Annotated in this window: 26 protein-coding genes; 11 read left to right on the plus strand and 15 right to left on the minus strand. The window is 62.5% G+C overall.

Annotated features, from left to right (window positions below; all coding sequences use genetic code 11):
• Positions 1-12: 12 nt before the first annotated feature.
• On the minus strand, positions 13-1,926 hold the full coding sequence (gene dnaK / locus M2A_RS01255; protein ID WP_045441901.1) for a molecular chaperone DnaK: 1,914 nt from the start codon (positions 1,924-1,926) through the stop codon (positions 13-15).
• Positions 1,927-2,284: 358 nt separating this feature from the next.
• On the opposite strand from dnaK, the gene M2A_RS01260 reads away from it, so the two are divergent.
• Positions 2,285-3,001, plus strand: coding sequence for a hypothetical protein (locus tag M2A_RS01260; protein WP_045441904.1), 717 nt, complete (start codon positions 2,285-2,287; stop codon positions 2,999-3,001).
• A 41-nt stretch (positions 3,002-3,042) separates the two neighbouring features.
• Here M2A_RS01260 and M2A_RS01265 read toward each other — a convergent pair whose 3' ends face one another.
• Entirely contained in the window at positions 3,043-4,140 is a 1,098-nt protein-coding gene (locus tag M2A_RS01265) for a sensor histidine kinase (protein ID WP_052379107.1), read from the minus strand.
• A gap of 88 nt (positions 4,141-4,228) precedes the next feature.
• Here M2A_RS01265 and M2A_RS01270 point away from each other — a divergent pair, with 88 nt between their 5' ends.
• Entirely contained in the window at positions 4,229-4,888 is a 660-nt protein-coding gene (locus M2A_RS01270; protein ID WP_045441906.1) for an alpha-ketoglutarate-dependent dioxygenase AlkB, read from the plus strand.
• 114 nt (positions 4,889-5,002) lie between these two features.
• Here the strand turns inward: M2A_RS01270 and M2A_RS01275 are convergent, their stop codons facing one another.
• On the minus strand, positions 5,003-5,248 hold the full coding sequence (locus M2A_RS01275; protein ID WP_147446341.1) for a hypothetical protein: 246 nt from the start codon (positions 5,246-5,248) through the stop codon (positions 5,003-5,005).
• A gap of 167 nt (positions 5,249-5,415) precedes the next feature.
• Between M2A_RS01275 and gcvA the strand changes: the two genes are divergently transcribed.
• Positions 5,416-6,315 carry a transcriptional regulator GcvA gene (gene gcvA / locus M2A_RS01280; protein WP_045441911.1) on the plus strand — a complete coding sequence of 300 codons (900 nt, stop codon included), beginning with the start codon at positions 5,416-5,418 and terminating at the stop codon, positions 6,313-6,315.
• Between the two features lie 329 nt (positions 6,316-6,644).
• Positions 6,645-8,108: a sensor histidine kinase gene (locus M2A_RS17040; protein WP_197052803.1), complete on the plus strand. Its 1,464-nt coding sequence runs from the start codon at positions 6,645-6,647 to the stop codon at positions 8,106-8,108.
• Positions 8,109-8,132: 24 nt separating this feature from the next.
• Here M2A_RS17040 and M2A_RS01290 read toward each other — a convergent pair whose 3' ends face one another.
• From M2A_RS01290 to hrcA, 4 genes are all read right to left on the minus strand, one after another.
• Positions 8,133-8,837 (minus strand): NnrU family protein, encoded by a 705-nt coding sequence (locus M2A_RS01290; RefSeq protein WP_244444351.1) that lies wholly within the window; start codon positions 8,835-8,837, stop codon positions 8,133-8,135.
• A 170-nt stretch (positions 8,838-9,007) separates the two neighbouring features.
• The gene (locus M2A_RS17045; RefSeq protein ID WP_052379110.1) at positions 9,008-9,664 is read right to left on the minus strand and encodes a TetR/AcrR family transcriptional regulator; all 657 of its coding nucleotides are present in this window, start codon (positions 9,662-9,664) and stop codon (positions 9,008-9,010) included.
• Between the two features lie 106 nt (positions 9,665-9,770).
• Entirely contained in the window at positions 9,771-10,430 is a 660-nt protein-coding gene (gene grpE, locus M2A_RS01300) for a nucleotide exchange factor GrpE (RefSeq protein ID WP_081875288.1), read from the minus strand.
• A gap of 118 nt (positions 10,431-10,548) precedes the next feature.
• A complete protein-coding gene (hrcA, locus tag M2A_RS01305) occupies positions 10,549-11,646 on the minus strand; it encodes a heat-inducible transcriptional repressor HrcA (protein WP_045442327.1) in 1,098 nt (365 codons plus the stop codon).
• Positions 11,647-11,838: 192 nt separating this feature from the next.
• Here hrcA and rph point away from each other — a divergent pair, with 192 nt between their 5' ends.
• From rph to hemW, 3 genes are read left to right on the plus strand one after another with little or no spacing between them, the layout of a single operon-like run.
• Positions 11,839-12,558, plus strand: a complete 720-nt coding sequence (gene rph, locus M2A_RS01310) for a ribonuclease PH (protein ID WP_045441914.1) — start codon at positions 11,839-11,841, stop codon at positions 12,556-12,558.
• 41 nt (positions 12,559-12,599) lie between these two features.
• Positions 12,600-13,214, plus strand: a complete 615-nt coding sequence (rdgB, locus tag M2A_RS01315; protein ID WP_045441917.1) for an RdgB/HAM1 family non-canonical purine NTP pyrophosphatase — start codon at positions 12,600-12,602, stop codon at positions 13,212-13,214.
• A complete protein-coding gene (gene hemW, locus M2A_RS01320; RefSeq protein ID WP_045441919.1) occupies positions 13,189-14,382 on the plus strand; it encodes a radical SAM family heme chaperone HemW in 1,194 nt (397 codons plus the stop codon). Before rdgB ends, hemW begins: the two co-directional genes overlap by 26 nt.
• A gap of 17 nt (positions 14,383-14,399) precedes the next feature.
• Here the strand turns inward: hemW and M2A_RS01325 are convergent, their stop codons facing one another.
• On the minus strand, positions 14,400-15,773 hold the full coding sequence (locus M2A_RS01325; protein ID WP_081875289.1) for a penicillin-binding protein activator: 1,374 nt from the start codon (positions 15,771-15,773) through the stop codon (positions 14,400-14,402).
• Between the two features lie 218 nt (positions 15,774-15,991).
• On the opposite strand from M2A_RS01325, the gene rsmI reads away from it, so the two are divergent.
• Positions 15,992-16,867, plus strand: a complete 876-nt coding sequence (gene rsmI / locus M2A_RS01330) for a 16S rRNA (cytidine(1402)-2'-O)-methyltransferase (protein ID WP_045441922.1) — start codon at positions 15,992-15,994, stop codon at positions 16,865-16,867.
• Positions 16,864-17,235 carry a YraN family protein gene (locus M2A_RS01335; protein WP_045441925.1) on the plus strand — a complete coding sequence of 124 codons (372 nt, stop codon included), beginning with the start codon at positions 16,864-16,866 and terminating at the stop codon, positions 17,233-17,235. Before rsmI ends, M2A_RS01335 begins: the two co-directional genes overlap by 4 nt.
• 10 nt (positions 17,236-17,245) lie before the next feature.
• Here M2A_RS01335 and M2A_RS01340 read toward each other — a convergent pair whose 3' ends face one another.
• Positions 17,246-17,893 carry a class I SAM-dependent methyltransferase gene (locus M2A_RS01340; protein ID WP_045441928.1) on the minus strand — a complete coding sequence of 216 codons (648 nt, stop codon included), beginning with the start codon at positions 17,891-17,893 and terminating at the stop codon, positions 17,246-17,248.
• A 134-nt stretch (positions 17,894-18,027) separates the two neighbouring features.
• Here M2A_RS01340 and M2A_RS01345 point away from each other — a divergent pair, with 134 nt between their 5' ends.
• Positions 18,028-18,714 carry a DUF4336 domain-containing protein gene (locus tag M2A_RS01345; protein ID WP_045441931.1) on the plus strand — a complete coding sequence of 229 codons (687 nt, stop codon included), beginning with the start codon at positions 18,028-18,030 and terminating at the stop codon, positions 18,712-18,714.
• Positions 18,715-18,726: 12 nt separating this feature from the next.
• Here M2A_RS01345 and M2A_RS01350 read toward each other — a convergent pair whose 3' ends face one another.
• From M2A_RS01350 to M2A_RS01365, 4 genes are all read right to left on the minus strand, one after another.
• A complete protein-coding gene (locus M2A_RS01350) occupies positions 18,727-19,188 on the minus strand; it encodes a GNAT family N-acetyltransferase (RefSeq protein ID WP_045441933.1) in 462 nt (153 codons plus the stop codon).
• A gap of 12 nt (positions 19,189-19,200) precedes the next feature.
• On the minus strand, positions 19,201-19,602 hold the full coding sequence (locus M2A_RS01355) for a SirB2 family protein (RefSeq protein ID WP_045441937.1): 402 nt from the start codon (positions 19,600-19,602) through the stop codon (positions 19,201-19,203).
• A 47-nt stretch (positions 19,603-19,649) separates the two neighbouring features.
• Positions 19,650-21,944, minus strand: a complete 2,295-nt coding sequence (locus tag M2A_RS01360; protein WP_045441940.1) for a nitric-oxide reductase large subunit — start codon at positions 21,942-21,944, stop codon at positions 19,650-19,652.
• 380 nt (positions 21,945-22,324) lie between these two features.
• Positions 22,325-23,518, minus strand: coding sequence for an NnrS family protein (locus M2A_RS01365; RefSeq protein ID WP_045441943.1), 1,194 nt, complete (start codon positions 23,516-23,518; stop codon positions 22,325-22,327).
• Between the two features lie 157 nt (positions 23,519-23,675).
• Between M2A_RS01365 and M2A_RS01370 the strand changes: the two genes are divergently transcribed.
• A complete protein-coding gene (locus M2A_RS01370; protein ID WP_045441945.1) occupies positions 23,676-24,149 on the plus strand; it encodes a hypothetical protein in 474 nt (157 codons plus the stop codon).
• Between the two features lie 5 nt (positions 24,150-24,154).
• Here the strand turns inward: M2A_RS01370 and M2A_RS01375 are convergent, their stop codons facing one another.
• Both M2A_RS01375 and M2A_RS01380 read right to left on the minus strand, forming a co-directional pair.
• Entirely contained in the window at positions 24,155-24,595 is a 441-nt protein-coding gene (locus tag M2A_RS01375; protein ID WP_197052804.1) for a bacteriohemerythrin, read from the minus strand.
• Positions 24,596-24,630: 35 nt separating this feature from the next.
• Positions 24,631-25,836: an acyl-CoA dehydrogenase family protein gene (locus M2A_RS01380; protein WP_045441947.1), complete on the minus strand. Its 1,206-nt coding sequence runs from the start codon at positions 25,834-25,836 to the stop codon at positions 24,631-24,633.
• Positions 25,837-25,911 lie beyond the last annotated feature (75 nt).

The following is a 25,911-nucleotide window of genomic DNA, read 5'->3' on the forward strand; positions in this document are numbered from 1 at the left end:
GCGTCCCCTCCTTTAGGAGGCGTCCTTTTTGTTTTCGTCGTCGACTTCTTCGAAATCGGCATCGACGACGTCATCGCCTTCGGCGCTTTCAGAGCTGCCGCCCTCTGCGCCTTCTTCGGCCTGGCTGGCGGCATAAAGCGCTTCGCCCAGTTTCATGGAAGCCTGGGTCAGCGCCTCGAGCTTGGCGCGCACTTCGTCCATGTCCGTGCCTTCGAGCGCGGTTTTCAGTTCGCCGAGGGCGTTTTGAACCGGGCTCTTCACATCGTCGGAGAGTTTGTCGGCATTGTCCTCGAGGGTTTTTTCCGTGGCATGCACCAGCCCTTCGGCCTGGTTGCGCAGTTCCACTTCCTCGCGCCGCTTCTTGTCCTCGTCCGCATGGGCTTCGGCGTCTTTGACCATCTGTTCGATGTCTTCATCCGAAAGACCGCCGGAGGCTTGAATGCGGATCGACTGTTCCTTGCCGGTCGCCTTGTCTTTCGCGCCGACCGACACGATGCCGTTGGCGTCGATGTCGAAGGTCACCTCGATCTGCGGCACGCCGCGCGGGGCGGCGGGAATGCCGACGAGATCGAACTGGCCGAGCAATTTGTTGTCGGCAGCCATTTCACGCTCGCCCTGGAAGACGCGGATCGTCACAGCCGACTGATTGTCTTCGGCGGTGGAGAAGACCTGGCTCTTCTTCGTCGGGATCGTGGTGTTGCGGTCGATGAGGCGGGTGAAGACACCGCCCAGCGTTTCGATGCCAAGCGAGAGCGGCGTGACGTCGAGCAGCAGCACGTCTTTCACATCGCCCTGCAGCACGCCGGCCTGAATGGCCGCACCCATGGCGACAACCTCGTCCGGGTTCACGCCTTTATGCGGCTCTTTGCCGAAGAAGGTTTTCACCGCTTCGTGCACTTTGGGCATGCGCGTCATGCCGCCCACCAGCACCACTTCGTCGATATCGCCGGCGCTCAGGCCCGCATCCGACAGCGCCTTCTTGCAAGGCTCGATGGTGCGTTTGACGAGGTCTTCGACCAGCGCTTCGAGTTTCGCGCGGGTCAGTTTCATCGTCAGGTGTTTCGGGCCCGACTGGTCGGCGGTGATGAAGGGCAGGTTCACTTCCGTCTGCGTGGCGGAGGAAAGTTCGATCTTGGCTTTTTCGGCCGCTTCCTTCAGGCGCTGCAGCGCCAGCTTGTCGGAGCGCAGATCGATGCCGTTCTCTTTTTTGAATTCGTCGGCAAGATAATCGATGATGCGCATATCGAAGTCTTCACCGCCAAGGAACGTGTCCCCGTTGGTGGATTTCACTTCGAAGACGCCGTCGCCGATTTCCAGAACCGAAATATCGAACGTGCCGCCGCCAAGGTCGTAAACGGCGATCGTCTTGCCGTCTTTCTTGTCGAGGCCGTAGGCAAGGGCGGCCGCGGTCGGCTCGTTGATAATGCGCAAGACTTCAAGGCCCGCGATCTTGCCGGCGTCTTTCGTTGCCTGGCGCTGGGCGTCGTTGAAGTAGGCGGGAACGGTGATGACGGCCTGCGTCACTTTTTCGCCGAGCGAGGCTTCGGCGGTCTCTTTCATCTTCTGAAGAATGAAAGCGGAAATTTCCTGCGGGGAATATTTCTCGCCGCGCGCTTCCACCCACGCATCGCCATTGTCGGCTTTGACGATGGCGTAAGGCACCATGTCCTTGTCTTTTTTCGTGGTGGGATCGTCATAGGAGCGGCCGATCAGGCGCTTAATGGCGAAAAGCGTGGCTTCGGGGTTCGTCACCGCCTGGCGCTTGGCCGGCTGGCCGACAAGCCGTTCGCCGTCTTCGGTAAAGGCGACCATCGACGGGGTCGTGCGGACGCCTTCGGAATTTTCAATAACCTTGGGCTGCGTACCTTCCATGACCGCGACACACGAATTCGTCGTGCCAAGGTCGATGCCGATAACTTTTCCCATATCTTTCCTCATTGTTTGCGGCAGACCGCCTGGGCCTTCATAGCACCCATGCCGGTCCCCTAAATGGATTTGGAAACGGTTTCAACCGGTTAGGGCGTATATATGAAGGCGGAGCTTGCCCCGCAAGGCTCTCCGGCCACAGGTGAGACAATTTAATCACATTGCCGCCCTCCTTGAGCCTTCCCCGGGCAACGCCGGAGAGGCCTCAAAAAGGCGGGTAAGCAGCGTGGGCCCCTCATACCCCAAAAGCGCGGGGGCGTTAACGGGCTTTTGGGGTAAATATCCGATTAATCTTTCGCCGCTAGCCTGACCTGCGAATAAATGGGGATGAGCGGCGAAAGACGCGGAGATTTAAGACATGGCAATTTCCGGATTGGGCGGCGGATCGGTCTTTTCGAAACTGGCGCAAAGCGCGCCGGGCCTCAAAGGCAGTGCCCTTCTTTCCAATATCACCAGCGTGACCATCGGCGCCCAGGCGGCTGGCCAAAACGAGCTGATCGTGGCGGGCATCGAAAAGCAGATCCAGCGCCTTCAGGGCTTTAACCCGAATATTTCCGAACCGCAGTCCCGCCGCCTGGCCGAGGCGCGGGCCGAGATCCAGCAGATCGAGCGGAACCAGAGCCCGGCGGGCCTCTCCGACAGGCTCGAAAAGCGGCGCATTCAGCTTTTCGAGGAATCCTACAAAATCCTCGGCAAGCGCTATGTGGACATCGATTCCAACCCGAAGCTGAAGGAAATCCAGGACAAGATCGACGCGCTCCTGGAACCGCCGCTGCGCGGGGAAAAGCAGGCGCGGCTGGAACGCCTGCGCAAGCTGGAGCAGAACTATCAGCGCCAGTTCTTCCGCAACCCGGGGAATGAGTCGAACATTCGCCAGCTGACCAATACGACGCGGCAGATCGCTTCGCTCGTGCCGCCGCGCCTTTTCAACGAGCTCTCGCCCGCCGAGCGGCGCGAATATGATGCGCTTGCCAAACAGGGCAACGACATTGCCGGGACGGAAGTGTTCCTCTCCTCCCAGACGCAGATCAAAATCGAGAGCCTGCAGCGCACGATCGGCCGCTTCACCGGCTGACGGTTTTCTCTTTCAAGATGGAAGATCAAGCGGCCATCCGCTCACACGTGCCGGATGCGCCCGCCTTGCCGGGTTTCCGGCGCGCCGCTCTGCGGGCTTTTCAGCGGCAGGAGAAGGCGCACGCGCGTGCCTTTTCCCGGTGCGCTTTCAAGGCTCAAATGCCCGCCCATGAGCTGCGTGAGCGAGCGGCAGATGGAAAGACCGAGCCCCGTGCCGCCATAGGTACTGGCGGTCTGGGCGCTGGCCTGGCTGAAGGGCGTGAAGAGGCGTTCCTGCGCCGCCTCGTCCATGCCGATGCCGGTATCGGTGACGGCGAGCGTGAAGGCGCTTGTGCCCCCGCCGCTCTCATCCTCAGCCGGCCCCGCGCTCAGCGTGATGGTGCCGTGCTCGGTGAATTTCAGCGCATTGGAAATCAGATTGTTGAGCACTTGGCCAAGGCGGTGAGGATCGGTATGGATCCGTTCTGGCGTGCCCGGCGCCAGGCGCAGCTCGAAATGCAGGCCTGCTTCCTCGGCCCGCCCCTCCCAGAAGAGCTTCGTGCGCGCCAGAAAGCGCGGCAGGTTCACCTCATCGGGATCGAGCTCCATCTGACCGGCTTCGAGCTTTGCGTGATCGAGCAGATCGTTCAGCGTGCGCAGCATGCCCTCGCCGGTTTCCTTCAGCACCGCCAGATGCTCGTCCGGGTTTTCATCGTTGCGCCGCTTTTGCAAAAGCTCGACAAGCCCCAGCATGCCCGAAAGCGGCGAGCGGATTTCATGACTGACGGTTGCAAGCAGTTTCGATTTGGAGGCGTCGGCGGCTTCCGCCCGCGCCACCGCCTCGCGCAATGCGCCATTGGCATCGTAAAGCTGCAGCATGCGTTTGAAGCTCATGCGCCCCAGATGCGGCGTTGTCACCGCCGTCATGCCAAAGGCGAGCGCCACGCCGATCAGGATATATTGCAGGGGCGCATCGATCAGCCAGTAGAAGAGGCCGGTGAAACTCGTCGTGCCGGCGACAACGATGACCGTCAGCCACAAGGTCGCCTGCCCGATGCCGCGCTGGGTCAGCACCTTATGCAGAAAAGCGGCGAGAGGGGCGTCGTCGAAATCCCGCACCCGCGCGCGCTTGTTGTGTGACCGCTCGTTCTGGTCCAGCATCTTTACTCGCTTCGGGCGCAGCTGGCACCCTCATCCCCCAAGAAACCAGTCTCGCATCAAAAAGTAGTGAGAAAGTTGACGGGCTCCCATGTCCTTAAGCTTTTTGCAAACCTTGGCCGATCTGCCCCAGCCCATTCCGGGCCTGCCGGAAGGGGTGCGCTATTACCCTTCGCTTCTGGGCCGCAGGCGGCAGGAAGCGCTGCGGGGCGCGGTGGAAGAGGCCCTCAAAGAGGCGCCTTTCTATGAGCCGCGCCTGCCCCGTTCGGGCAAGGCCATGTCGGTGCGCATGAGCAATATGGGCCCGCTCGGCTGGCTGACGGATAAGGAAAAGGGCTACCGCTATGAGCCCCGCCATCCCGTCACGGGCGCGCCCTGGCCGCCGATCCCTGAGCTTTTGCTGGAACTTTGGGCGCGGCTCACCGCCTATCCGGCGCCGCCGGAAGCCTGCCTGATCAATTATTACGGACCCGTATCGAAAATGGGCGCCCATCAGGACCGCGACGAAGCGGCGCTGGATGCGCCGGTGCTCTCGGTCTCACTTGGGGATTCGGCGAGATTCCGCCTCGGCGGGCTGAAGCGGTCCGACCCTTCCCGCCAGATTCTCCTGCATTCAGGCGATGTGCTGATCCTGGAGGGACCCTCGCGGCTGCGCTTTCACGGCATCGACAGGATATTGGGCGGCTCGAGCGGGCTTTTGCCTGGCGGCGGGCGGCTCAATCTCACCCTGCGCCGGGTGACGGCGCCTTGAGGACGCGCGCAAAAAAACCCCCGGCCGGGGATTGGGGGGACCGGCCAGGGGTTTCAAAGAACCGGGCAAACGCAAAACGTGGGGGGCGCCCGGTCTATGGGTCTTAAGGGCCGCTTACTGGATCAGCGCGGCGGCGGCCAAAAGGGCCAGAGCCGCGCCGCCCGTACGCATGGCCAGTTTCGAGGCCATAGGCGACGTCAGGAAGCGAAGGGCCGTGCCGTGCGGGCGGGCCGTCACATCCCGCATCGCGGCCCGCGCCGGTGCCTGCGCGCCCTGGGGGGTGCGCTGAACCGGGGTGAGGAAGGTGGCGGTGGCGTAGCTCGCCGCCATTCCATCCATATATCCACGAATTGGGTTCATGTTAATCTCCTTTGAGAACAAAGCGCTCTCATCTCTACGCGGCTTATATGGCGGTTCATTCTAAAAATGACAAACGATCATTTTTCATGATATATGTGAGGTAATTTCACATGTGCGACATCCGGGCGCAGGCTATGGATGGGGCCAGATGAAATCCGGAGAACATCATGAGCAGACGTTTGCCCCCCTTATCCATGCTGCGCAGCTTTGAGGCGGCGGCGCGCCATCTCAGTTTCAGCCGGGCGGCCGAGGAATTGTCGGTGACCCATTCCGCCGTCAGCCATCAGATCAAGGGGTTGGAGGAATGGCTCGGCTGCGCGCTTTTCCGCCGCTCCGGCCGGGCGGTGCATCTCACCCAGGCGGGCGAACGTCTGCTCGGCCCGCTCACCCGCGCCTTTGACGGCATGGACGATGCGGTGCGCGCCGTTACCCGCATGGCCGCGGACCGGGCGGTGGTGGTGAGCGTGGAGCCGGCTTTTGCCGCCCGCTGGCTGGTGCTCCGGCTCGACCGGTTTTATCAGCGCCATCCCAATCTGCGCCTCCATCTCGTGCCGACCCCGGAAATGGTGGATCTGACGAAAGGCGATGTGGATGTGGCGATCCGCTATGGGCGGGGCAATTGGCCGGGGCTGAAAGCGGAAAAGATCATGGGCGCCGCCGCCTTTCCCGTGCTCAGCCCGGCGCTGATAAACAAGGACACCCCGCTCGAAAAACCGGATGATCTCGCCCGCTTCACGCTCATCCATGAGGACACGACCGAAGACTGGGCCGCCTGGCTCAAGGCGGCGGGCGCGGCGGCGGTGGATGCCGGGCGCGGGCCGATTTTCGATGACGGGCATCTGGCGCTGGAAGCGGCGACCATGGGCCAGGGCGTGGCGCTGGCCGACGAAGCGCTGGCGGCGGCAGCCTTGCAGGACGGACGGCTCGTGCGGCCCTTCGATCTGATGCTGGAGACGAGTTCCGCCTATTATGTCGTCACCGCGCCGGCGAGTGAGGCGCGCGCCGATGTGAGCGCCTTTTGCACCTGGCTGCTCGAGGAAGCCCATGGGCCCCGGCCCGCCGGTTAGTGCTTCCCCGGCCATGGTGCGGGCCCGCGATGCGGGTCCAAGATGCGGCTCAAAGAACCGGCTAAGCAGGGATAGGGGACGGCTGATTAAGGCAATGGTTAAAGAAATCCATCAATAAACCCACTGAAAAACAGGTCATTAACCAGTTTTCTTTGCCTTGTCGTAACTGCTTGGGCGCCATGATGCCATTCGATTAAAATTTTGCGAGTGGCGCAGTGATCCTAACGGCCATCAGGAACGGGCAGTCTGACCTGGCGCAGAAAATGCGCGAGGCGGCCCCCGAGTCTGCGCCTGCATCCAAGCCCGACGCTGACATGCAGGAATCGCCCATGGCCGAGGGGATTCCCGACATGACCCGTCAGGTCCCGCCATTCTTCGCGAAGATGCTGAACATCGTGGCGGCGGCTGCGCTGATCTCCGTTATCCATCAATCTGTCTTCGTTGCCATGACGGGCCGCGCGGGCCTGTTCGAATATATCGCCGTGCCGCTTTTTGCGGTCTTCGTGGCGCCGACGATCTTCTATTTCACCGTCAATCCGGCGCGCCACCAGCACATTCCCCGGGTCATTTTCTGGCTCTATTGGGGGATCATGGCCTATATCGGCGCGGGCTTTCTCAATTCCCTCAGCCAGGGACTGGGAACCGATTATGGTATTCATTTCGCCGCCTGGGCGGTCATCGCCTATCTGATCGCGGTGGCAACGCAGCCGGTCAAACGCGCGCAGATCATGTGCTGGAGCGGCTTCGCCTCGCTTTGCGCCGTCTCGGTTTTCTTTCTCGTCTATTCCGGCGCGAACATTCTCACCGATCCGCAGACCGTCACCTTCGTAAGCATCATGGGCAGCCAGGCGGCGGCCATTGCCGTCCTCTATGTGCTTTCGGTTTTCCGCCAGGAGCAGCTTGCCGACCGCCAGCGCGCCAAAGTCTGGCAGCATGCCTCCGAAGAGATGATCCGCTATGCCCAGCAGGCCGACCGGGCGCGGCGCGATGCCGAAGAAGCGCGCAGCTCGGCGGAAGCGGCGATGCGGATGCGCGACCGTTTCGTTGCCAATATCAGCCATGAGCTCAGAACCCCGCTCAATGCCATTTTGGGTTTTGCCGAGGTGATCGAGCGGGAAACCTATGGCGCCCATTCGGATGGGCGCTACGGCGAATATGCCGGCGATATCCGCCGTTCCGGCCGGCACCTGCTTGGGCTGATCAATCAGATCCTCGACTTCTCGCGGATGGAAGCGGGTGAAATCAATCTGAAGCTGGAACAGGCCGATGCCCGCGAGGTCGTCTCCGAAAGCCTGCGCCTCATCGCGCCGCTTGCCGAGGCGAAACCGGATATCTCGGTGCAGTTCGAACCCGGCCCGTCCATTCCACTGACCACGGACACCCAGGCGCTGCGCCAGATCGTCACGAACCTCGTGTCCAACGCCATCAAGTTCACCGACCGGGGCTATGTCGATGTGCGTCTGAATGAAGAGGGGTCCGACATGCTCACCCTCACCGTGACCGATACGGGCTGCGGGCTGAGCGAGGATGCGCGCCGCCGTGTCTTCACGCCTTTCTACCGTGTCGCGCGGCAAGGCAGTGATGCGGGCGGCACCGGCCTCGGCCTTGCCATCGTCAAATCGCTGGTTGAAGGGCTGGGCGGCACGATCGATGTGGAAAGCCAGCCGGGCCGGGGCTCCACATTCCAGATTCGCCTGCCGCGCAGGCTGGGCGAGCGCACGGATTCGCCCTTGGCGAGCGTTCCGGCGGAGCCGCGCGAGGCCCCGCCGCAGAACATGATCGTCTATCTTTAAGCTGGCCCGAACGCCGCCCCCGGCTTAGCGCAGGAAGGGCGAGACGCCAAAGACCATTTCATGGGTCATCAGCACTGCCGCCCAAAGCACCACGGCCGCCAAAGGCCGCCACCAGCCGATTTCGCCCAGCGCGAGTTTTGTGCGCCCGCTGAGAATCGCCACAAACGGCAGGTTCGAGGTTTGCCTGGCGAACTTGCGCCAGCTCTCGCCCATTTTCTTGGCCCTTTTGCGGTCGATGGAAAAGGTGCCCACCAGCGCGACGGTGAGAAACGTGCCGAACAGCGCCTGCGAGGCGCGGTCGCCATTTGCCCCCAAATGAAACGCCGCCCAGATGATGACGCTCCAGAGAAAAGGATGGCGGGTGATGCGCACCATGCCTTGCACGGCGTCGTCTTTTTCCGCCGCCGCTTCCCCGCCGACGGATGTGGGGTTCGGCGTCAAAAGGCCGGGCACGCCGATAAGAAAAGCCACCAGCAGGATCAGCGCGCCTGAATGGGCAAGCCAGACCGGCGCTTGCCAGTAAACGGTGTTCTCAGTACTGACCACCGCATCATTGTAGCTCATGGCCAGCCAGACAATGGCGCCGATCGAAGCCAGCGAGAAGAGCGCCATATAGGCTTTCTCGCCGATCATATCGGTAATGATCCGGCGCAGCACCGTGCCGGAAATTACCAGATGCAGCCCCATGAAAAGCGCCGCAGCCAGATAAAGCTCGGTCATATCCTGCATGAAAGGTCCTCCTCATCCCCTCGCCCGGCGTGAATTTCGCTAGCACGTGCCGGGTCCGGATCATTCTTCGGGCTGAGGCGCGCGAATTCAAGCCATGGCTTTGCCCATCCGCGCGCAGGCGCGTGTGCAATTGTGCGGCAAGGCGGGAGGAAGGTTGCGTGCAGGGCGCGTCAGGGGGAAAGCGCGAGGCCTTTTTTCAGCTGCTTGCGGCCCTGTTTTGTCAGGATCCCCATCAAAATGAACCGGGTCAGCTCCGCCGTCCGTTCCGGCCGGCCCGTTCCCGAGCCGGAGCGCCAGGCAAGGCGCACCGCGCCGTGCAGCGCGGACTGCACCCCGAAAAGCAGCAGGTCGTCGGGGCGGGGCTCGATCAGCTCGGCATTGACCCCGGCGCGCAAAATCGCCAGGAGCCGGTCGCGCAATTGCTGCTCGATCATGCCCCAATCGGCCCGCATCGGCACGGGCAGGCGCCGGCGGAAACTGACCCGCCCGCAATATTGCATCAGGTTGCGCTCTTCGGGAGGCAGGTCGGCCAATTGCCAGAAAGCGGCGGTATAAGCGGCCAGCTGGTCGAGCGGCGGGGCTGCATCGTCGATCGCCTCAATCCGCGCCAGAAGACGCCGGTCGATCTCCATGGCAAGGCGCGCATAAAGCTCGTCCTTGCTGGCGACATGTTTATAGACCGTGCCCTTGCCGATCTGCGCTTTCGCCGCGATCTCGTCGATCGTCACGAGCTCCCAGTCCTCGCGCTGAAAAAGCTCCCGCGCGGCGGCAAGAATGGCGCTCTCGCGTTCCTCGAAAAGCGGGCGGGCGGGGGCGGTGTGTTCCATAGAGACCTCGCGCAGGATAAAGGATAGTGACCAAGGGTCACTCGCGGGGTCCCTTACTAGCTTTCTACTATGTCAGCTTGATGACGCCGGACCGGGAAATCCCGGCTTAGACCGTGGTGTCGACCTTGCCGCCGGCGCCGCCGCCATTGCCGCCTGCCTCGCCCTTGGCAAGGCCAACGCGGGCAGCGCGCAAGAGCCGGTCGCCGATCATATAGCCGGTCTCCACCACCTGAACGATGGCGCCGCTGGGCAGGCCGGTATTCGGGATCTCGAACATGGCTTCATGGAAATTGGCGTCGAATTTGTCGCCGGGCTGCGGCGCGATGGGTTTGATGCCATGGCGCTCGAAGGTCGTGTGCAGCGCGCGTTCCGTCATCTCCACGCCCTCGATGATGGCGCTGGCATTGGCGCGCTCTTCTTCGGGCACTGCATCGATAGCGCGGCGCAGATTGTCGGCAACGGAAAGGACGTCGCGGGCAAAGCTGGCCGCCCCGTAGCGGGCCGCATCCTGCTTCTCGCGCTCGGCGCGGCGGCGCGTGTTTTCAAGCTCGGCGGCAAGGCGCAAAAGCCGGTCCTTGGTTTCGGCAAGCTCGGCCTCGAGCGCGTCCGCGTCTTTGCCGCCCTCTTCGCCTTCCAGAATGGAGGGGTCTTCATTGACGGCGGCTGCCGCCTCCGCGCCCATCCGGGCACCGGCATCCGGCGCGCCTTCGCCATTTTCCTGCGGCGTGTCGTCAGACGGGGTCTTGGCCGGTTTTTCCTCACTCATGGGCTTTAAAACGTCCTGTTCTTAACGGTTCGAAACGTGTCTGGCTAAAGACGGGCAAGAGATGCGCTTCCTCAGGGCCCGTGTCAAGGTATGGACCCTGCAGCTTGCCCCGCGCCGTTCAGCTTAAGGGCCCGCGGCTGAGCAGGCGGCTGACGACGCCGGCCGTATAATCGACCATGGGAATGATGCGCGCGTAATTGAGCCGCGTCGGGCCGATGACGCCGATCACCCCGACGATCTGCCGGTCCTGGTCGCGGAACGGTTTGACGACGACGGAGGAGCCGGAAAGACCGAAGAGTTTCGTTTCCGAGCCGATGAAAAGTTTCACCCCTTCCGCTTCCTCTGCAAGGCCGAGAAGCTGAACGACATCGGTCTTGTTTTCCAGTTCCTCGAAGAGGAGGCGCACGCGTTCCAGATCCTCCATGGCGGTGACATCGTCGAGAAGGCGCGACTGGCCGGTGACGATGAGCGAGCGGGAAAGCAGCGCGTCGGGCCCCGATGCAGGCGCGCCCGCGCCCGCGCCCGACCAGGTGGCAAAACCTTCTTCGACGATGCGGCTTGTCAGTTCCGAAATCTCCCGCCGGGTCTGCTCGATCTCCGCTTGCAGGCGGCGGCGCGCATCGGCGACGGAAAGGCCGCGCAGTTTGGCATTGAGGAAATTCGTCGCCTCCTGCAGCGCGGAAGGCGGCAAGCCTTGGGGCAGGTCGATGACGCGGTTTTCCACCGAGCCGTCCTCGGTGACCATGACGACCAGCGCGCGGCGCGCATCCATGGGCACGAATTCGACGTGCTTGAGGCGGGATTCGGTTTTGGGCGCAAGCACGAGCCCCGCGCAGCGCGAGAGGCCCGAAAGCAGCATGGAGGCTTCCCTGAGCGCTTCTTCCACGCTGCCCGCGCCTTTGTTGGACTGGGTGATCTGGGTTTCGATCTGGCTTTGCTCGTCCTCGGAGAGAACGCCGACCTGCAAGAGCCCGTCGACGAACATGCGCAGCCCCGCATCGGTGGGGATGCGCCCGGCGCTGGTATGCGGGGAAAAGAGCAGGCCGAGGGATTCCAGGTCCGACATGACATTGCGGATCGAGGCGGCGGAAAGATCGACACCGAGATGGCGCGAGAGATAGCGCGAGCCCACGGGCTCGCCCGTCTCCAGATAGGTTTCCACGATCCCGCGGAAAATCTCGCGGGAGCGGTCGTTTATGTCCCTGATGGCCACCATCGTGAAATGGGCTTCCTTCAAAACGGCCCCCGGAAACGGCGGAATGCCTTGATCTGCCGGGTAAAAATCTAGGCAGCCCATGGGGCCGCGTCAATTGCCCTGCCCTTATGCGCGCGCTCCTGCTTGACACATAAGCCCGCGCCCGGTCTTGTGCGCCCCTTAAAGTGTCACATCTTGAAAGCAGGAGATGCCATGCGTCCGTCCGGCCGTGCCCCCAACGAAATGCGCCCCGTTATCCTCGAGCCGGGCTATGCGAAAAAAGCTGAAGGCTCTTGTTTCGTGCGCTTCGGCGACACGCATGTTCTATGCACCGCAAGCCTTGAAGAGCGCACGCCCCCTTGGCTGAAAGGCCAGGGCAAGGGCTGGGTGACGGCGGAATACGGCATGCTGCCCCGCTCCACCAATGAACGTATGCGCCGGGAAGCTTCGGCGGGCAAGCAGTCGGGCCGCACCCAGGAAATTCAGCGCCTGATCGGGCGCTCCTTGCGCGCGGTGGTGGATATGAAGGCGCTGGGCGAGCGGCAGATCACGGTGGACTGCGATGTCATTCAGGCCGATGGCGGCACGCGCACGGCTTCCGTGACCGGCGGCTGGGTGGCGCTGCAGCAATGCGTTGCCTGGATGATGGAGCGCGGGATGCTCACCGCCTCGCCGATCAAGGACAATGTGGCGGCGATTTCCTGCGGCATTTATGAAGGCACGCCCGTGTGCGATCTGGATTATGCCGAAGATTCCACCGCCGATACGGATGCGAATTTCGTCATGACCGGCACGGGCGGCATCGTGGAAATCCAAGGCACGGCGGAAGGCGAGCCTTTTTCGCAGGACGAGCTTTCCGCGCTGATGGGCCTTGCTAAAGACTCCATCGCCGATCTCGTGCGCCTGCAGAATGAGGCTGCGGGGCTTAAGTAAGCGGCCCCGCCTCAAGGAGCGGACCCTTTAAAGGAGCAACTATGAGCGCGCGTCTTTTCACCGAACCGAAGCTTGTCGTGGCAAGCCATAACCAGGGCAAGGTGCGGGAGATTGGGGAATTGCTCTCTCCTTTCGGTATCGAAACGGTATCGGCGGGCGCTCTCGGCCTGCCGGAGCCGGAAGAAACGGGCGCCACGTTCCGCGAAAATGCCGAGCTGAAAGCCCGCGCCGCCGCTGAGGCTTCCGGCCTGCCGGCGCTGGCCGACGATAGCGGCCTCGCCGTCCATGCGCTGGGCGGCGATCCCGGTATTTATTCGGCTCGCTGGGCGGGGCCGGAAAAAGACTTCCGCCTTGCCATGGAAAAGGTCGAGCGCGCGCTGGCCGAAAAGGGCGCGAGCGACCGCAGCGCGCATTTCGTCTGCGGGCTGGCGCTTGCCTGGCCGGACGGGCATGTGGAGTATTTCGAAGGCCGGGTCGATGGCCAGCTCGTCTGGCCGCCGCGCGGGGAAAAAGGCTTCGGCTACGATCCGGTCTTTCAGCCGGAAGGCCATGAGATTACCTTCGGGGAAATGGACCCGGCGCGCAAACACGCCATGTCGCACCGGGCCGATGCTTTCAAGCAATTGACGGATGCCTGCTTTGCCGCTGGACGATAGCGCCCGCGCCGCCTCTTCTCCCGCCGAAACCGAAGGCGGTTTCGGGGTCTATATCCATTGGCCCTTCTGCCTGTCGAAATGTCCTTATTGCGACTTCAACAGCCACGTGATGCGGGACGTGCCGGAAGACGCCTATGTCGATGCCATCATCCGTGAGCTGACATATTTCCGCGAACTTTCCGGCCCGCGCACGCTCACCTCGCTTTTCTTCGGCGGCGGCACACCGTCGCTCATGACGCCGCAGGCGGTGACCCGGCTCATCGATGCGGTGGCCGGGCTCTGGCATGTGCCCCAGGGCACGGAAATTTCCATGGAGGCCAATCCGACCAGCGTCGAGACGGCCTATCTGAAAGGCTATAAGAGCGGCGGCGTGAACCGCATCTCGCTCGGCGTGCAGGCGCTGAGCGACGATGATCTGCGCTTTCTCGGACGGCTTCATTCGGTGGGCGAGGCGCTTCAGGCGGTCAAACTCGCGCGCGATGTCTTCGAGCGCGTCTCCTTCGATCTCATCTATGCAAGGCCCGCGCAAACGCCCGCCGCCTGGCGGCGCGAGCTTGAAGAAGCCATCTCTTATGCCGCCGATCATCTCTCGCTTTATCAGCTCACCATCGAGCCCGGCACGGCTTTCGAAAAACTTTTTAAAGCCGGATCGCTCCTGCCCCCCAGCGCGGACGATGCGGCAACGCTTTATGAAGTCACGCAAGAGGTGTGTGCGAAGGCGGGATTCGGGGCATATGAAGTCTCCAACCACGCAAAGCCCGGCGCTGAGTGCCGGCACAATCTCGTTTACTGGCGCTACGGCGATTATGCAGGCGCGGGGCCCGGCGCGCATGGGCGGCTCAGCGTTGAGGGCAAAAAAATCGCGACGGAAACCGAGCGCCTGCCCTCCCGCTGGCAGGCAGAAGTAATGCGCGCGGGCCATGGCCTGACGCGCATGGAAGAAATCGCACCTGCCGAACAGGGCGATGAAATGATGATGATGGGGCTCAGACTTTCCGAAGGCGTGCCGCTGGCCCGTTATGAAAAGCTCAGCGGACGGATTATCGAAGAAAAACGCCTCTTGCTGCTTGAAAAAGACGGGCTCATCACCCGGCGCGGCGGCCAGCTTTATGCCACGGCGCGCGGGCGCATGGTGCTCGACAAGCTGCTCGGCGAATTGCTCGTTTGAGGCTTGCCGCCCGTCTCTTAGAAGGCGCGGGGGCGGAAGCTGGCGGGCGCAGGGTCGATCAGCACGGGCCCGGAAGACTGCACCTCGAAGACCGCAAGGCCGCGCTCATTCGTGCCGTCGGGCAGAAAGCGGAAAATCCCGTCCACCCCGGCAAAGCCGTCTTCGATAAGAAGCGCCTCGCGAGTGAAATCATCTTTGCCCGGCGCGCGTGCGAGCGCCGAGGTCAGGCTCACCGCATCGTAAGAAAGCGAGGCGATGAGCGGCGGCGTTTCCCCGAAATAAGAGCGGTAACGGGCCGAAAAGGCATCGCGCGCGGCGCGCGGCGGGGCGGCGTACCAGCCCCCCTGCACCGCAGGCTCGAGCCGCGTTGCAGGATCGTCCCAAAGCCCGGTGCCGAGAAACTTCACTTTGCGCGGGTCGATATCGAAATAGGGAAGAAGCGGCGCGGCGGATTTCAGCTCCGTACCGCCCGCGGCCAGCAGCACTGCATCGAAGGGCACATCGCCGATCGTGTCCCGTCCTTCAAGGCGTTTAAGAGCGGCGGTATCGCCTGCCTCCTCAAGCCGGGCTTTTTCCGCTCGAAGCGCCGCGCGCCGCTCGTCATAGCGGGCAAGGCGGCGGGCCGGATCGAACATGGCCTGGGCATCGGCGGGATAGGTCTCCACCCGGTCGATCTGCAGCGCGCGGGCCGAGAGCGCCTGCAGGAAGGCGGCGCGCACCCGCTCGCCATAAGCCGTTTGCGGCAGGAAGGCGGCGAAGGTTTCGTATGATTGCAGGCCCGCATAATCGATGACGCGGGTCACGCTGTCTTCGGGCAGGAAAGAGAGAAGATAGGTGTTACCGCCCGCTACATTGCTATCCGTGGAAAAGGCGATGACGGGCACGCCGCGCGCCTCGGCGAGCGGGGCAACCGCGCTCACAGAATGGGCAAAGAGGGGCCCGAGAATGATTTCCGCTCCCTCGCGCAGCGCTTCTTCGGCGGCGGCGGCCGCGCCTGCCTCCGTGCCGCGCGTGTCCTTCGGCATCAGCAGAATATCGGCATTGCCGTTTTCAAAAAGCGCCATTTGGCCGGCATTTGCCAGCGCTTCGGCCACCGCGCGCACATTGCTTTGTGAAGCGCCGAGCGGCAAAAGCAGAGCGACGCGCACCGGCTCGCGCCCTTCCATATGGGGCGGGGTGAGGAAAGAGCCCGTGTCGAGTTTCGGCAGATCGGCGGGCGGCGGGGTAACGGCAATGGGCCGCTCGCCGGGCGGCGGCGTCACTTGCACGTCTTTCGGTGTCTGCCCGCAGCCGGAAAGGGCGAGCCCCGTACCGGCAAGGCCAAGAGAAAGAAGAAGAGAGCTGCTGCGTGCCGCGGAAAGAAGGGCGGAAACTGCCCGGGAAACCATCATCTTAAGAACCGCCCGAATTACCTGGCGCCCGGCCTTGGCGGCGGGCGCTTGAACCTAACCTTGGCGCGCAGCCTAGCGCATTTTCCTGTGAAGGTGGACCCGTTTTACGTCCAGAACCTGCCCGGTGCACGTGCGCCGGTGATTGCGCTTTTCTCTATTGCCGGGCACTTTGGCGCCATGATGACGAAAACTGGATTTCTTCCAGGCAAGGATGGTCCGTGACGGATAAGAAACAGGCGCCGGCGCCGCGAAGGGCCCTTGCCCCCGGCCTTTATGTCACCGCGACGCCGATCGGCAATGCGGGCGACATATCCTTACGCGCGCTCGATGTGCTCGCGAAAGCCGATGCGGTGCTGTGTGAGGATACGCGCGTCACCGGCGGGCTGATGCAGATTCACGGGCTGAAAGTGCAGCTCCTGCCTTATCACGAGCATAATGCCGCCGAGATGCGCCCGCGCATTCTTGCCCGCCTGGCGCGGGGCGAGGCACTGGCGCTGGTCTCCGATGCCGGGATGCCGCTCATTTCAGATCCGGGCTATAAGCTCGTGCGCGCGGTGCAGGAAGAAGGGCGCATGGTCACTTGCCTGCCCGGCGCGTCGTCGGTGCTGGCGGGGCTTGTCCTTTCCGGCCTGCCCTCCGACCGGTTTTTCTTCTCCGGCTTTCTGCCGCCCAAAGAAGCCGCACGGCGCGCGGCGCTTGAAGAGCTGAAAACCATTCCCGCCACGCTGATCTTTCTCGAAAGCCCGCGCCGCCTTGCCGCCTGCCTGAAGGATATGGCGGGTGTGCTCGGGCCGCGCGAGGCGGCGGTGACGCGCGAACTCACCAAGAAATTCGAAGAAGTGCGCCGCGCGGGCCTTGCCGAACTTGCCGCCCATTATGAAGAAGCGGGCGCGCCCAAGGGCGAGGTCGTGCTGGTGGTGGGCCCGCCGGAAAAAGCGGGCCCCGAGGCGGGCGATCTCGACACGTTGCTTGCCACGGCCATGGACGAGCTATCGCTGAAAGAAGCGGTGAAGGAAGTCACCGAAATGACCGGCCTGCCGCGCAAGGAGGTTTACCGCCGCGCGCTGGAGCTGAAAGAAAGCGGGCGGGAATGAGCGAGGCCCGCCGCAAGATGCAGCGCCAGGAAGCGCAGCGCAGGGGCGCGCGCGCCGAAACGCTTGCTCTTTGGTGGCTGCGGGCAAAAGGCTACCGCCTGCTTGCGCGCAATTACCGGCGCGGGGTCGGCGAGGCCGATCTTGTTATGGCGCGGGGCAAGCTTCTTGTCTTTGTCGAGGTCAAGCGCCGGGAGGACAAGGCGGCGGCGGGCGAGGCGATCCAGCCGCGCCAGCAGGCCCGCATCGCAAGGGCGGCGGAAGCCTTTATCGCTCAGCATAAGGAGCATTGGGAAAAGCATATCCGCTTCGATGCGGTGCTGATTTCCCCGCGCACCCTGCCCCGCCATATCGAAGATGCCTGGCGTTAAAGCCGCTCTCTTATTGCGGCGCGCGGGCGACGATAAAGGGCCGCCAATCTTTCTTCTTTGCGCTGTGATAGGCCGTTTCCTCGATGCTGAATCCGGCGGTGCGGATCGCATCCTCGAGCGAGGCGGCGGTGAGCGAGGTAACGGAGGGCGCTTTGCCGAAAAGCTGCATCACCGGAATGGCAAGACGGATGAGCGGATTAATCTCGCCGATGCAGGGCGTTTTGGAGATGAAGAGCCCGCCCGGCGCAAGCAGCGCGCGGATATGGGCAAGGGCCGCCGGCAAATCGCCTGCCAGATGAATGTAATTGAACCCCAGAACAATGTCATAGCAGTCCGGTTCCTCGGCGAGCATTTCGGCGGTGGCTGCGCGAAAGCGGAGGCGCAAGGTAAGATCGCGGTCCTCGGCATCTGCCAGCCTTTCTTTGGCGATGGCGATCATTTCCCCGGAAATATCGGTGCCGAGATAGCTCTCGGCGGCATCCGCCAGACGCAGCGCCGCCGTGCCCGTGCCGCAGCCAAGTTCCAACACCCGCGCGCCCGGCGGCGTCAGTTCGCGCACACGGGCAAGCGTTCTGGCAAAGGCTTCCTCATCGGCAATGGCGGAAGCGGCATATTTGCGTGCGGCTTTATCCCAGAACCGCCGGTCTTTCTCGCTCATTCTTTCTCATCCCCATTGCGCCCCATTGCGTATAGCGCTTTTCATATCAGTACCTCGCCGCGCTTTCATATGTAAGTATATGGACAGGCTTGCCGCGCAGGTGCACAGCGCGCTTTGCAAAGAAAGGGATGGGGATGCTCGCGCCGATCGGGGAAGAGATATGGACGGCGGAAGGGCCGGAAGTTGAGGTTGCCGGTTTCCATTATCCTCTCCGCATGGCGGTGATCCGTTTGGGCAGCGGCGGGCTCTTCATCTGGTCGCCCGTTGCGCTGGACGAAGGTTTGCGGGAGGCCGTGGCGGCCTTGGGCACGGTGCGTTTTCTCGTGGCGCCCAATTCGCTGCACCATCTTTATCTTGCAGAATGGCAGAGCGCCTTTCCGGAGGCCGAAATCTGGGGGCCCGCGCGCCTTGCCGCAAAACGCAAAGACCTTACCTTTGACGGCATCCTGGAAGATGCGCCGCCTGCGGCCTGGGAAGGGGAAATCGACCAGGTGCTCGTCACCGGTAATCTCATTACCGATGAAGCGGTGTTCTTTCACGAAAAAAGCGGCACGGTGATTTTCACCGACCTCTTGCAGCATTTCCCGCCCGGCGGGTTTTCCGGTTGGCGGGCGCTGATCGCAAAGCTCGATCTGATGACGGGCGATGAGCCCCATGTGCCGCGCAAATTCCGCCGCGCCTTCATCCGCCGCCGCGCCGCGCGCGAGGCGCTCCGCCGGGTGCTCGCCTGGCCCGCCTCCCAGGTGCTGATGGCCCATGGCGCGCCCGTGCGCACCGGCGCCCGCGCCTTTCTGGAGCGTGCCTTCCGCTGGCTTTTTTAGCGGTAAGAAGGCTCAGCGCGTGAGGGTCTTGCTCATGTGAACGGCGATTGCGCCGTTCATCTCTTCCTCACCGTCGACCGTGTAACCGGTTTTCTGGTAGAGGCGCAGGTTGTCGGTAAAGAGCTTGTTCGTGAAGAGCCGGATGCGGGCGCTGCCGTGAGCTGCGGCAATTACCTCGCCATGGGCAAGCAGGAACCGGCCTAATCCTTGTCCTTGAAAATCCGGATGAACGGCGACGTTTTCAATCAGTGCAACCGGTTCTTGCAAATTCATTTCGATCAATCCGGCAAGGTCCGGGCCGACATAGAGAAGATCGATGCGGTGCTTTTTTAGTGCGGCGCTGTAATCGGCCTGCATAGGTAAAGGCTCGCGCCCGCTGATGGGCAACCATTTGGCGTAAGCGGCGCGCGTTAGCGTCCGGATAGCGTCCGTGTCATTTTGGTCCGCGGTCCGCAGGACCGGTTGGCTGGGCACGTCTTATGTCCTTCAAAGCAGCAGCGTGAAAACACCCAGCGGGTCATGGGCGCGGGCGACGGAGACAATATAAAGATAAAGCGCAAGTGCGGCGAGCCAGAAGCCGAGCCTTGCGCGCGGGGTCTTGGCGTATTTCAGCCCATAGGCGCCGAGCACGATATAGATGATCAGCAGTGCGACTTTCACGGTCAGCCAGTGATCGGCGAGGGGATATTGCTGCAGGATGACGGTGAGCATCATCGCGGAGGTGAGCAGCACCGTGTCGACCGTGTAACTCGTAAAGCGCACGGGCGCGGCCATGGGCCAGCTTGCTTTAAAAGCGTGCAGCCCCACCCCCCGCAAGAAGAAGATGAGGCCGCTCAGGATGACGGAGCCGATATGCACGGCGCGGATTTCAAAATAGAACTCGATCATTTCAAAATCCTGCCGTGCATACCGCTGTGACGCAACGGGCGCGGGCCTTATGCCCGGGCCTTGGTGGTTGCCGCCCGTTCTTCTTCTTCCGTCGGCACGCCCTGATAGCGCGGACGCACCCAGAGCCCGATCACGAAGACCACAAGGGCCAGCGCGCCGATGGAGAAGATCGTGTCGCCCGGCACCCGCATCCAGACCAGAAGGTCGACGATGGGTTGCTGCATGAATTCCGCCGAGCGGGCCGACCAATAACCATTATTGATCGCCTCGATCAGCTGCATCGTGCCGAGCGGCAGAAGCGTGAAGAGCGCCATCATGGCAAGGCCCACATTGAAGCTCCAGAAGGAGACTTTCAGCAGCCCTTCGTTCCAGGCGAGCTCGGGTTTAAGCCCGCGCAGGCAGAAGAGCACGAGGCCGATCCCCAGCATCCCGTAAACCCCGAAGAGCGCCGTATGCCCATGCAGCGGGGTAAGGTTCAGCCCTTGCATGTAATAGAGCGAGAGCGGCGGGTTGATGAGGAAGCCGAAGAGGCCCGCCCCCACGAGGTTCCAGAAGGAAACCGCGAGGAAGAACATGATCGGCCAGCGGTAGCGCTCCATCCAGGGCGTTGCCTTGCTCAGGCGGAACGTGTGATAGGCCTCGAAGCCGATATAGGCGAGCGGCACCACTTCAAGGGCGGAGAAGCTCGCCCCGAGCGCCAGCACCACGGTGGGTGTGCCGGCGAAATAAAGATGGTGCAAGGTGCCGAGCACGCCGCCTGCCATGAAGATGATGGTGGCGAAGAGCACGGCGACCGTCGCCGTCTGCAGTTTGAGAAGGCCGAGCCGCGTGAAAAGGAACGCGATCACGGCGGTGGCGAAGACCTCGAAGAACCCTTCCACCCACAGATGGACGAGCCACCAGCGCCAATATTCGACCATGGAGATATGCGTGTTCTCGCCCCAGGCGAGCGCCGCGCCGAAGAAAAGACCGATGGCGACGGTGGAAAGGAAGAGGAGGCCCGTGATCGAGCGGCCCGGCGCGCCCGGCCGCAGCGCCGGCCAAAGCGCCCGCCCGACAAGCACGAGCCAGAGCACCAGCCCGATAAAGAGGAAGATCTGCCAGAAGCGGCCCATATCCGCATATTCCCAGCCCTGATGGCCGAACCAGAAATTGTTTTCAAGGCCGAGCGTCTGCATCACCGCGAACCATTGCCCGGCAAAGGAGCCGACCACGATGATGATGAGGCAGATCCAGAGGAAGTTGACGCCGAGCCGCTGATAGGGCGGCTCATAGCCGGAAATGGCAGGGGCGATGTAAAGCCCGGTGCCGAGCCAGGCGGTTGCGATCCAGAGCACCGCAAGCTGTGTGTGCCAGGTGCGGCTCAGCGAATAGGGCAGCACATTGGCAAGCTCGAAACCGTATTGCACCTGGCCTTCGACCTGATAATGCGCGGTGATGGCGCCGAGCAATATCTGCACGAGAAAGAGCGCAAGCAGCACCCAGAAATATTTCGCCGTGGCGCTCATCGAAGGCGTGACCACCGTGCCGCGCATGGGATCGAAAGGCGGCAGGTCGTGCGGCTCTTCTTCGCGCCCATGGGAGACGGCGTAATGCCAGCCCAGAAGCCCGATCCCGGCAAGCAGGAAGAGCACCGAGAAGGCGGACCAGACGAAGGAGCTGGCGGGCGGGCGGTTTTCGATCAAGGGCTCGCTCGGCCAGTTATTCGTATAGGTGATCGTGTCACCCGGCCGCTCCGTCCCGGCGGCCCAGGCGGTCCACCAGAAGAACGCGCCAAGCGCCTTGCGGTGCTCGGCATCCGGCACCGTGTCGTCTTTCATCGCATAGGCTTCGCGCAAGGGTTCGAAAGCGGGATCGTTGCCGAAGAGCTGCTCGTAATGACCCGAGACTTTCTCGATGGCGCGGGCGCGTTCTTCGGCAAGCGTGATGGTGCCGGTGGCAGGGTCATAGGTATTGGTGCGGAAGAGCCCTTCGAGCCGGCCTTTCAGCGCTGCCTGGCGTTCGGGAGAGAGCGCGGCATAATTTTCCGCGCCTTCTTCCGCCGCCCAGGCATTGAGCACCGCCATGATTTCGCGGTGCAGCCAGTCGGCGCTCCAGTCGGGCGCCACATAGCCGCCATGCCCCCAGATCGAGCCGAGCTGCATGCCGCCCATGGATTGCCAGACCCGCCGGCCGAGCTCCATATCGGCGCGGGTGTAAATCGTTTCGCCAGCGGTGGAGACCACCTGCTCGGGCATGGGCGGGGCTTTTTGATAAATCTCGCGGCCCATCAGCAACAGCACGCTGAAACTGGCAACGAGCAGAATGGCGAGGGATATCCAGAGTTTTTTTGTATTGGTCATGGCAAGCGCTCTCTCGTTCCTCTGGCCTTGCGGCCGTTAGATGTCCGCCAAGCCCGTGCGGGCCGGGTGAGATGTGTTGCTGCCGGGTGGTGGTATCGGCGCGTTCTGTCCGACGGCACCAAGCGGTGCGGTACGCGGTACGCTTCTGAAATATGAGACGGGCGGGAAAGGCCGGACATCCCGGCAGGCAGCGTGCCCATGGACCGGGACGCAGTGGTGCCAGACGGGAGTGGCCGACAAGTCTCCCGCCAAGAAAACTGGCACATTTACTTTGTAACCGTCCAGTGCAGGAAAGGAATTTCTGCCCTTCGCTTGCGTTTCCGCCGCGCGGCGGGGCGTCGGCGAGAAAGGCGCTTTTATCCGTGTGCGGTGCAAAATCATCAGGCGCCCTCTTTTCGCGTGCCGGCTAGAAGCGGGGCGAACAGAACGACAAAGCCACCAAAGGCGCCGATCCAGAAAAGCGCGCTGAGATAGAGGAATTGCTGCGGCGCACCCGAAACGGACATGAAAAGGCGCGCAAGCGCTGCGGCAATGATGAAAATATAAACGAGGCTGAGGCCCATACTTGCCGTTAAGGGGCGGCCCGTATGGCCGAGCGCGGCGCGGCTCATCACTGCCAGCGTCATGACGCCCATGGCGCCGATGGTCCAGGCATGAAGCCCGTCGCCATAAACGAGAAAGGCGGGAAAGAAATGCGCGGCGGCAAGCGCGAAGAAGCCGAGCGGCACGAAGAGATAACCTGCGTGGAGCACGATCACCAGCGGCTCGGCGAAGGTGCGCTCACCCGCCCAGCGGGCCAGCCGGAGAAGATGAAAGACCCCTGCGACAAGGCAAAGCCAGGCGGTCGCGGCATGAAAGGGCAGCGCGGCCCAGCTTAAAAGCGCAAGGCCCGCCGCCGCCATGGCGGCAATGTCGAACCGGTTGAAGGGCACGGGCAAGCGCCCTTCCCCCTGTTTCACGAGCCAGTTGCGCGTAAAGCTTGGAATGATGCGCCCGCCGATCAGCATGATGAGAAAGAGAATGGCGCCGGTGCCGAGCCGCGCGCCGTAACCGTAAGCCGCGCCGGGCTGCATGGCTTCCACATGATAAAGCACATTGCCGGCGCCGAGCAGGCAGAGCAGCACGAGGACTTTCAGGTTGCGCCAGTTCTTGCCCGCAATCACCTCCCGCCCGATCACGGCGGCAAGGACAAAAAGAAAGCTGACATCGGCAAGCGCGGCGATGGGTCCGCCCGTAAAGGCGGAAAAGAAAAGCGCGAGACGCCCGGCGAGCCAGAGCAGCACAAGCGCCAGAAGCGGCGCGCCGGTTATAGGCAGATGGCCCGTCCAGTTCGGCACGGCGGTGAGCAGAAATCCGGCGATGACGGCGGGAATATAGCCATAAAGCATTTCATGGACATGCCAGTCGGCAGGCGCCAGATGACTGGGCAGCGTCAGGGCGCCCGATACCATGAGGGTCCAAAGGCAAAGCGCGATCACGGCCCAAAGCCCGGCGAAGAGAAAGAACGGCCGGAAGCCGAAACTGAGCAGCACCGGTCCCTGATAAGCGCGTATCCGCTTGGCTGACGAGGTCATGCGCGGCTCCTGAGAACAGGCGGAAAGGCAGGGCGAGGTCCCCGCCCGCGTAATAGATGCATTTAGTATGCATATTATAAACTTGCCTGCCAGTTACCAATTGCCGCAGGATATGCGGCGATCAATCTGCCTATGGATCAACGGAAAAGAGCGGCAAATGTTCGAGCAATTGACCCTGGCCCGGGCGCTGCATGTGCTGGCCCTTGTGCATTGGCTGGGCGGCGTTTCCATGGTGACGCTCGTTATCCTGCCCGCCATCAAGCGCTTTGCGCGCCCTGAAGACCGGCTGCAGCTTTTCGAGGACGTGGAAGGGCGTTTTTCCGGCCAGGCGAAAATTTCCGTCACGCTTGCCGGGCTCAGCGGCTTTTACATGACTTGGCTTCTGGAGGCGTGGGAGCGGTTTCTCGATCCCGCCTTCTGGTGGATGCATGCCATGGTGCTGGTCTGGGCGGTGTTCACCTTCGTGCTCTTTATCGGCGAGCCGCTTTTCCTTCACGCCTGGTTTCACCGCAAGGCGGAAGCGGCGCCGGAGGCAACCTTTTGCCTCGTGCACCGGGCCCATGTCGTACTCTTGACGCTGAGCGCCATCACGATCGGCGCGGCGGTGCTCGGCGCGCATGGATTTCTCTAGAAAGCCTAGCGGCCCATCGCATCCAGCATGTGCGATTTGTAACGCAAATCGTAATGGAGAAAATGATCGAGCAATTCTTCACGAATGCGCAGCGCGAGTATGCGCCGCTCCTCTCCTGCTTGCGGCGGTAATTCCGTGAAAGCTTGAAAGAGCAGATCGCTTTCTTTTTCAAGGCGCCGGTGTTCGCGCGCATGGGCCTCGAGCCCGCCATATTTGCGCCGCGCCATCAGCGTTTCTTCATGCGCGTAATGGGTTTTGTGATGGGTAATGATTGCGGCAAGGCGCGCGCTCAGCGCCGCCTGTTCTTCTTCGCCCGCCGGCACCTGCTCCAGACAGTCCATAAGCTGATTGAGTTCCTCGAAGAGTTCGCGGTGTTCGCTATCGAGTTCGCGAATCCCCATCTGGAAGCTATCGAGCCAGAGAAGTCTGGGAACGGTGCGTGTCATGTCCATTGCATCTCGCTTTCGGTTCGGGGCCCGCCTCAAACGGCTTTGCCGAGCCCGAGGACGCTTGCTGCCAGAATGTTACGCTGTACTTCGTTCGTGCCCGAATAAATGCTTGCCGCGCGGGTGGCGAAATATTTTGCGCCGGCATGGGCAAGCGGCGGCGCGGGCGCCGTCTCTGTCAAAAGTTCCTCCGGCCCAAGCGCTTCAAGTCCGCCGGGCCCTGCAAGATCGAGATAAAGCGCGCTTAGCTTTTGATGGAGCTCGGTTGCGAGCAGCTTCATCATCGAGGAGTTGAGCGCGCCGGGCTGCTGCGTATTGGCCGCTTCCTCGGCCCGCTCCAGCGCTTCGAGCCTGATCTCGGCTTCCGCGAAGGCGCGCGCGAAATCTGCTTCCAGTTCTTCTTGTGCCGCAAGCTCCTTAGCAAGACGGAAGGTGCGGCGCAGAAGGCCCGTCGTCGTATTGCTCTTGCGGGCATATTGCATGAGCCGCTTGGCAACGAGCCAGCCGCCGTTTTCCTCGCCCACCCGCTCACTGACGGGCACGCGCACATCGGTGAAACGCACTTCGTTGAATTCCGCTTCCCCGGAGAGCGTTTGAATGGGCCGGATCTCGATGCCGGGGCTTTGCATGTCGATCAGCAGAAAGGTAATGCCTTCCTGCGGTTTTCCGCCGCTAGCGGTGCGCACCAGCGCGAACATATGCGTGGCCAGATGCGCGCCCGTCGTCCAGATCTTCGTGCCGCTCAGAAGATAGGCATCGCCCTTGCGGACCGCTTTCATCGAAAGCGCGGCAAGGTCGGAGCCTGCGCCCGTCTCCGAGTAGCCTTGGCACCAAAGATGTGCGCCGCTCAGGATTGGCTCCAGATAGCGCGCGCGCTGCGCCTCGCTGCCCATTTCAATCAGAAGCGGGCCGACATTGCGCAGACCCCCTGCAAAAAGCACCGGCGCGTCGCGCGCGGCGCATTCACGCTCGAAGAGCATCCGCTGGCGCGCGTTCCAGCCGGTGCCGCCATGGGCTTTCGGCCAAGCAGGCGCGATCCAGCCTTTTTCGTAAAGACGTTTATGCCAAAGACGGCAGGCGTCGATGGCCGAATGGGTGCTGGTCGTCGCCCGGCCCGCGGCGCGCAAATCTTCCGTCAACGCCTCATCGAGAAAGGCGCGGACCTCGCGCAGAAATGCCGCCTCGCCGCTCTCTTTTTTGAGCGCGGCGGCGGCTGTCTTATGGGCGCCGTCAAAGGCCATTCTGAAGGTTCCGTGTTGCAATCCCATAATCGTCAATTTAGGCAAGCTGCAAGTTCCCGCCATGACGTGAATCAA

Source organism: Tepidicaulis marinus (assembly GCF_000739695.1).
GTDB lineage: Bacteria > Pseudomonadota > Alphaproteobacteria > Parvibaculales > Parvibaculaceae > Tepidicaulis > Tepidicaulis marinus.

Bases quoted from the DNA above. Each gene is read 5' to 3' on its own strand.
- M2A_RS01335 (WP_045441925.1), top strand. From the start codon at position 16,864: ATGAGCGAGGCCCGCCGCAAGATGCAGCGCCAGGAAGCGCAGCGCAGG.
- M2A_RS01325 (WP_081875289.1), bottom strand. From the start codon at position 15,773: ATGATGGTTTCCCGGGCAGTTTCCGCCCTTCTTTCCGCGGCACGCAGC.
- M2A_RS01360 (WP_045441940.1), bottom strand. From the start codon at position 21,944: ATGACCAATACAAAAAAACTCTGGATATCCCTCGCCATTCTGCTCGTT.
- M2A_RS01345 (WP_045441931.1), top strand. From the start codon at position 18,028: ATGCTCGCGCCGATCGGGGAAGAGATATGGACGGCGGAAGGGCCGGAA.
- M2A_RS01365 (WP_045441943.1), bottom strand. From the start codon at position 23,518: ATGACCTCGTCAGCCAAGCGGATACGCGCTTATCAGGGACCGGTGCTG.
- M2A_RS17045 (WP_052379110.1), bottom strand. From the start codon at position 9,664: ATGGAACACACCGCCCCCGCCCGCCCGCTTTTCGAGGAACGCGAGAGC.
- gcvA (WP_045441911.1), top strand. From the start codon at position 5,416: ATGAGCAGACGTTTGCCCCCCTTATCCATGCTGCGCAGCTTTGAGGCG.
- M2A_RS01275 (WP_147446341.1), bottom strand. From the start codon at position 5,248: ATGAACCCAATTCGTGGATATATGGATGGAATGGCGGCGAGCTACGCC.
- M2A_RS01260 (WP_045441904.1), top strand. From the start codon at position 2,285: ATGGCAATTTCCGGATTGGGCGGCGGATCGGTCTTTTCGAAACTGGCG.
- M2A_RS17040 (WP_197052803.1), top strand. From the start codon at position 6,645: ATGGCCGAGGGGATTCCCGACATGACCCGTCAGGTCCCGCCATTCTTC.
- dnaK (WP_045441901.1), bottom strand. From the start codon at position 1,926: ATGGGAAAAGTTATCGGCATCGACCTTGGCACGACGAATTCGTGTGTC.
- M2A_RS01370 (WP_045441945.1), top strand. From the start codon at position 23,676: ATGTTCGAGCAATTGACCCTGGCCCGGGCGCTGCATGTGCTGGCCCTT.
- M2A_RS01355 (WP_045441937.1), bottom strand. From the start codon at position 19,602: ATGATCGAGTTCTATTTTGAAATCCGCGCCGTGCATATCGGCTCCGTC.
- grpE (WP_081875288.1), bottom strand. From the start codon at position 10,430: ATGAGTGAGGAAAAACCGGCCAAGACCCCGTCTGACGACACGCCGCAG.
- M2A_RS01290 (WP_244444351.1), bottom strand. From the start codon at position 8,837: ATGCAGGATATGACCGAGCTTTATCTGGCTGCGGCGCTTTTCATGGGG.
- M2A_RS01340 (WP_045441928.1), bottom strand. From the start codon at position 17,893: ATGAGCGAGAAAGACCGGCGGTTCTGGGATAAAGCCGCACGCAAATAT.
- hemW (WP_045441919.1), top strand. From the start codon at position 13,189: ATGCCTGCTTTGCCGCTGGACGATAGCGCCCGCGCCGCCTCTTCTCCC.
- M2A_RS01380 (WP_045441947.1), bottom strand. From the start codon at position 25,836: ATGGCCTTTGACGGCGCCCATAAGACAGCCGCCGCCGCGCTCAAAAAA.
- hrcA (WP_045442327.1), bottom strand. From the start codon at position 11,646: ATGGTGGCCATCAGGGACATAAACGACCGCTCCCGCGAGATTTTCCGC.
- M2A_RS01375 (WP_197052804.1), bottom strand. From the start codon at position 24,595: ATGACACGCACCGTTCCCAGACTTCTCTGGCTCGATAGCTTCCAGATG.
- M2A_RS01265 (WP_052379107.1), bottom strand. From the start codon at position 4,140: ATGCTGGACCAGAACGAGCGGTCACACAACAAGCGCGCGCGGGTGCGG.
- rph (WP_045441914.1), top strand. From the start codon at position 11,839: ATGCGTCCGTCCGGCCGTGCCCCCAACGAAATGCGCCCCGTTATCCTC.
- M2A_RS01270 (WP_045441906.1), top strand. From the start codon at position 4,229: ATGTCCTTAAGCTTTTTGCAAACCTTGGCCGATCTGCCCCAGCCCATT.
- rdgB (WP_045441917.1), top strand. From the start codon at position 12,600: ATGAGCGCGCGTCTTTTCACCGAACCGAAGCTTGTCGTGGCAAGCCAT.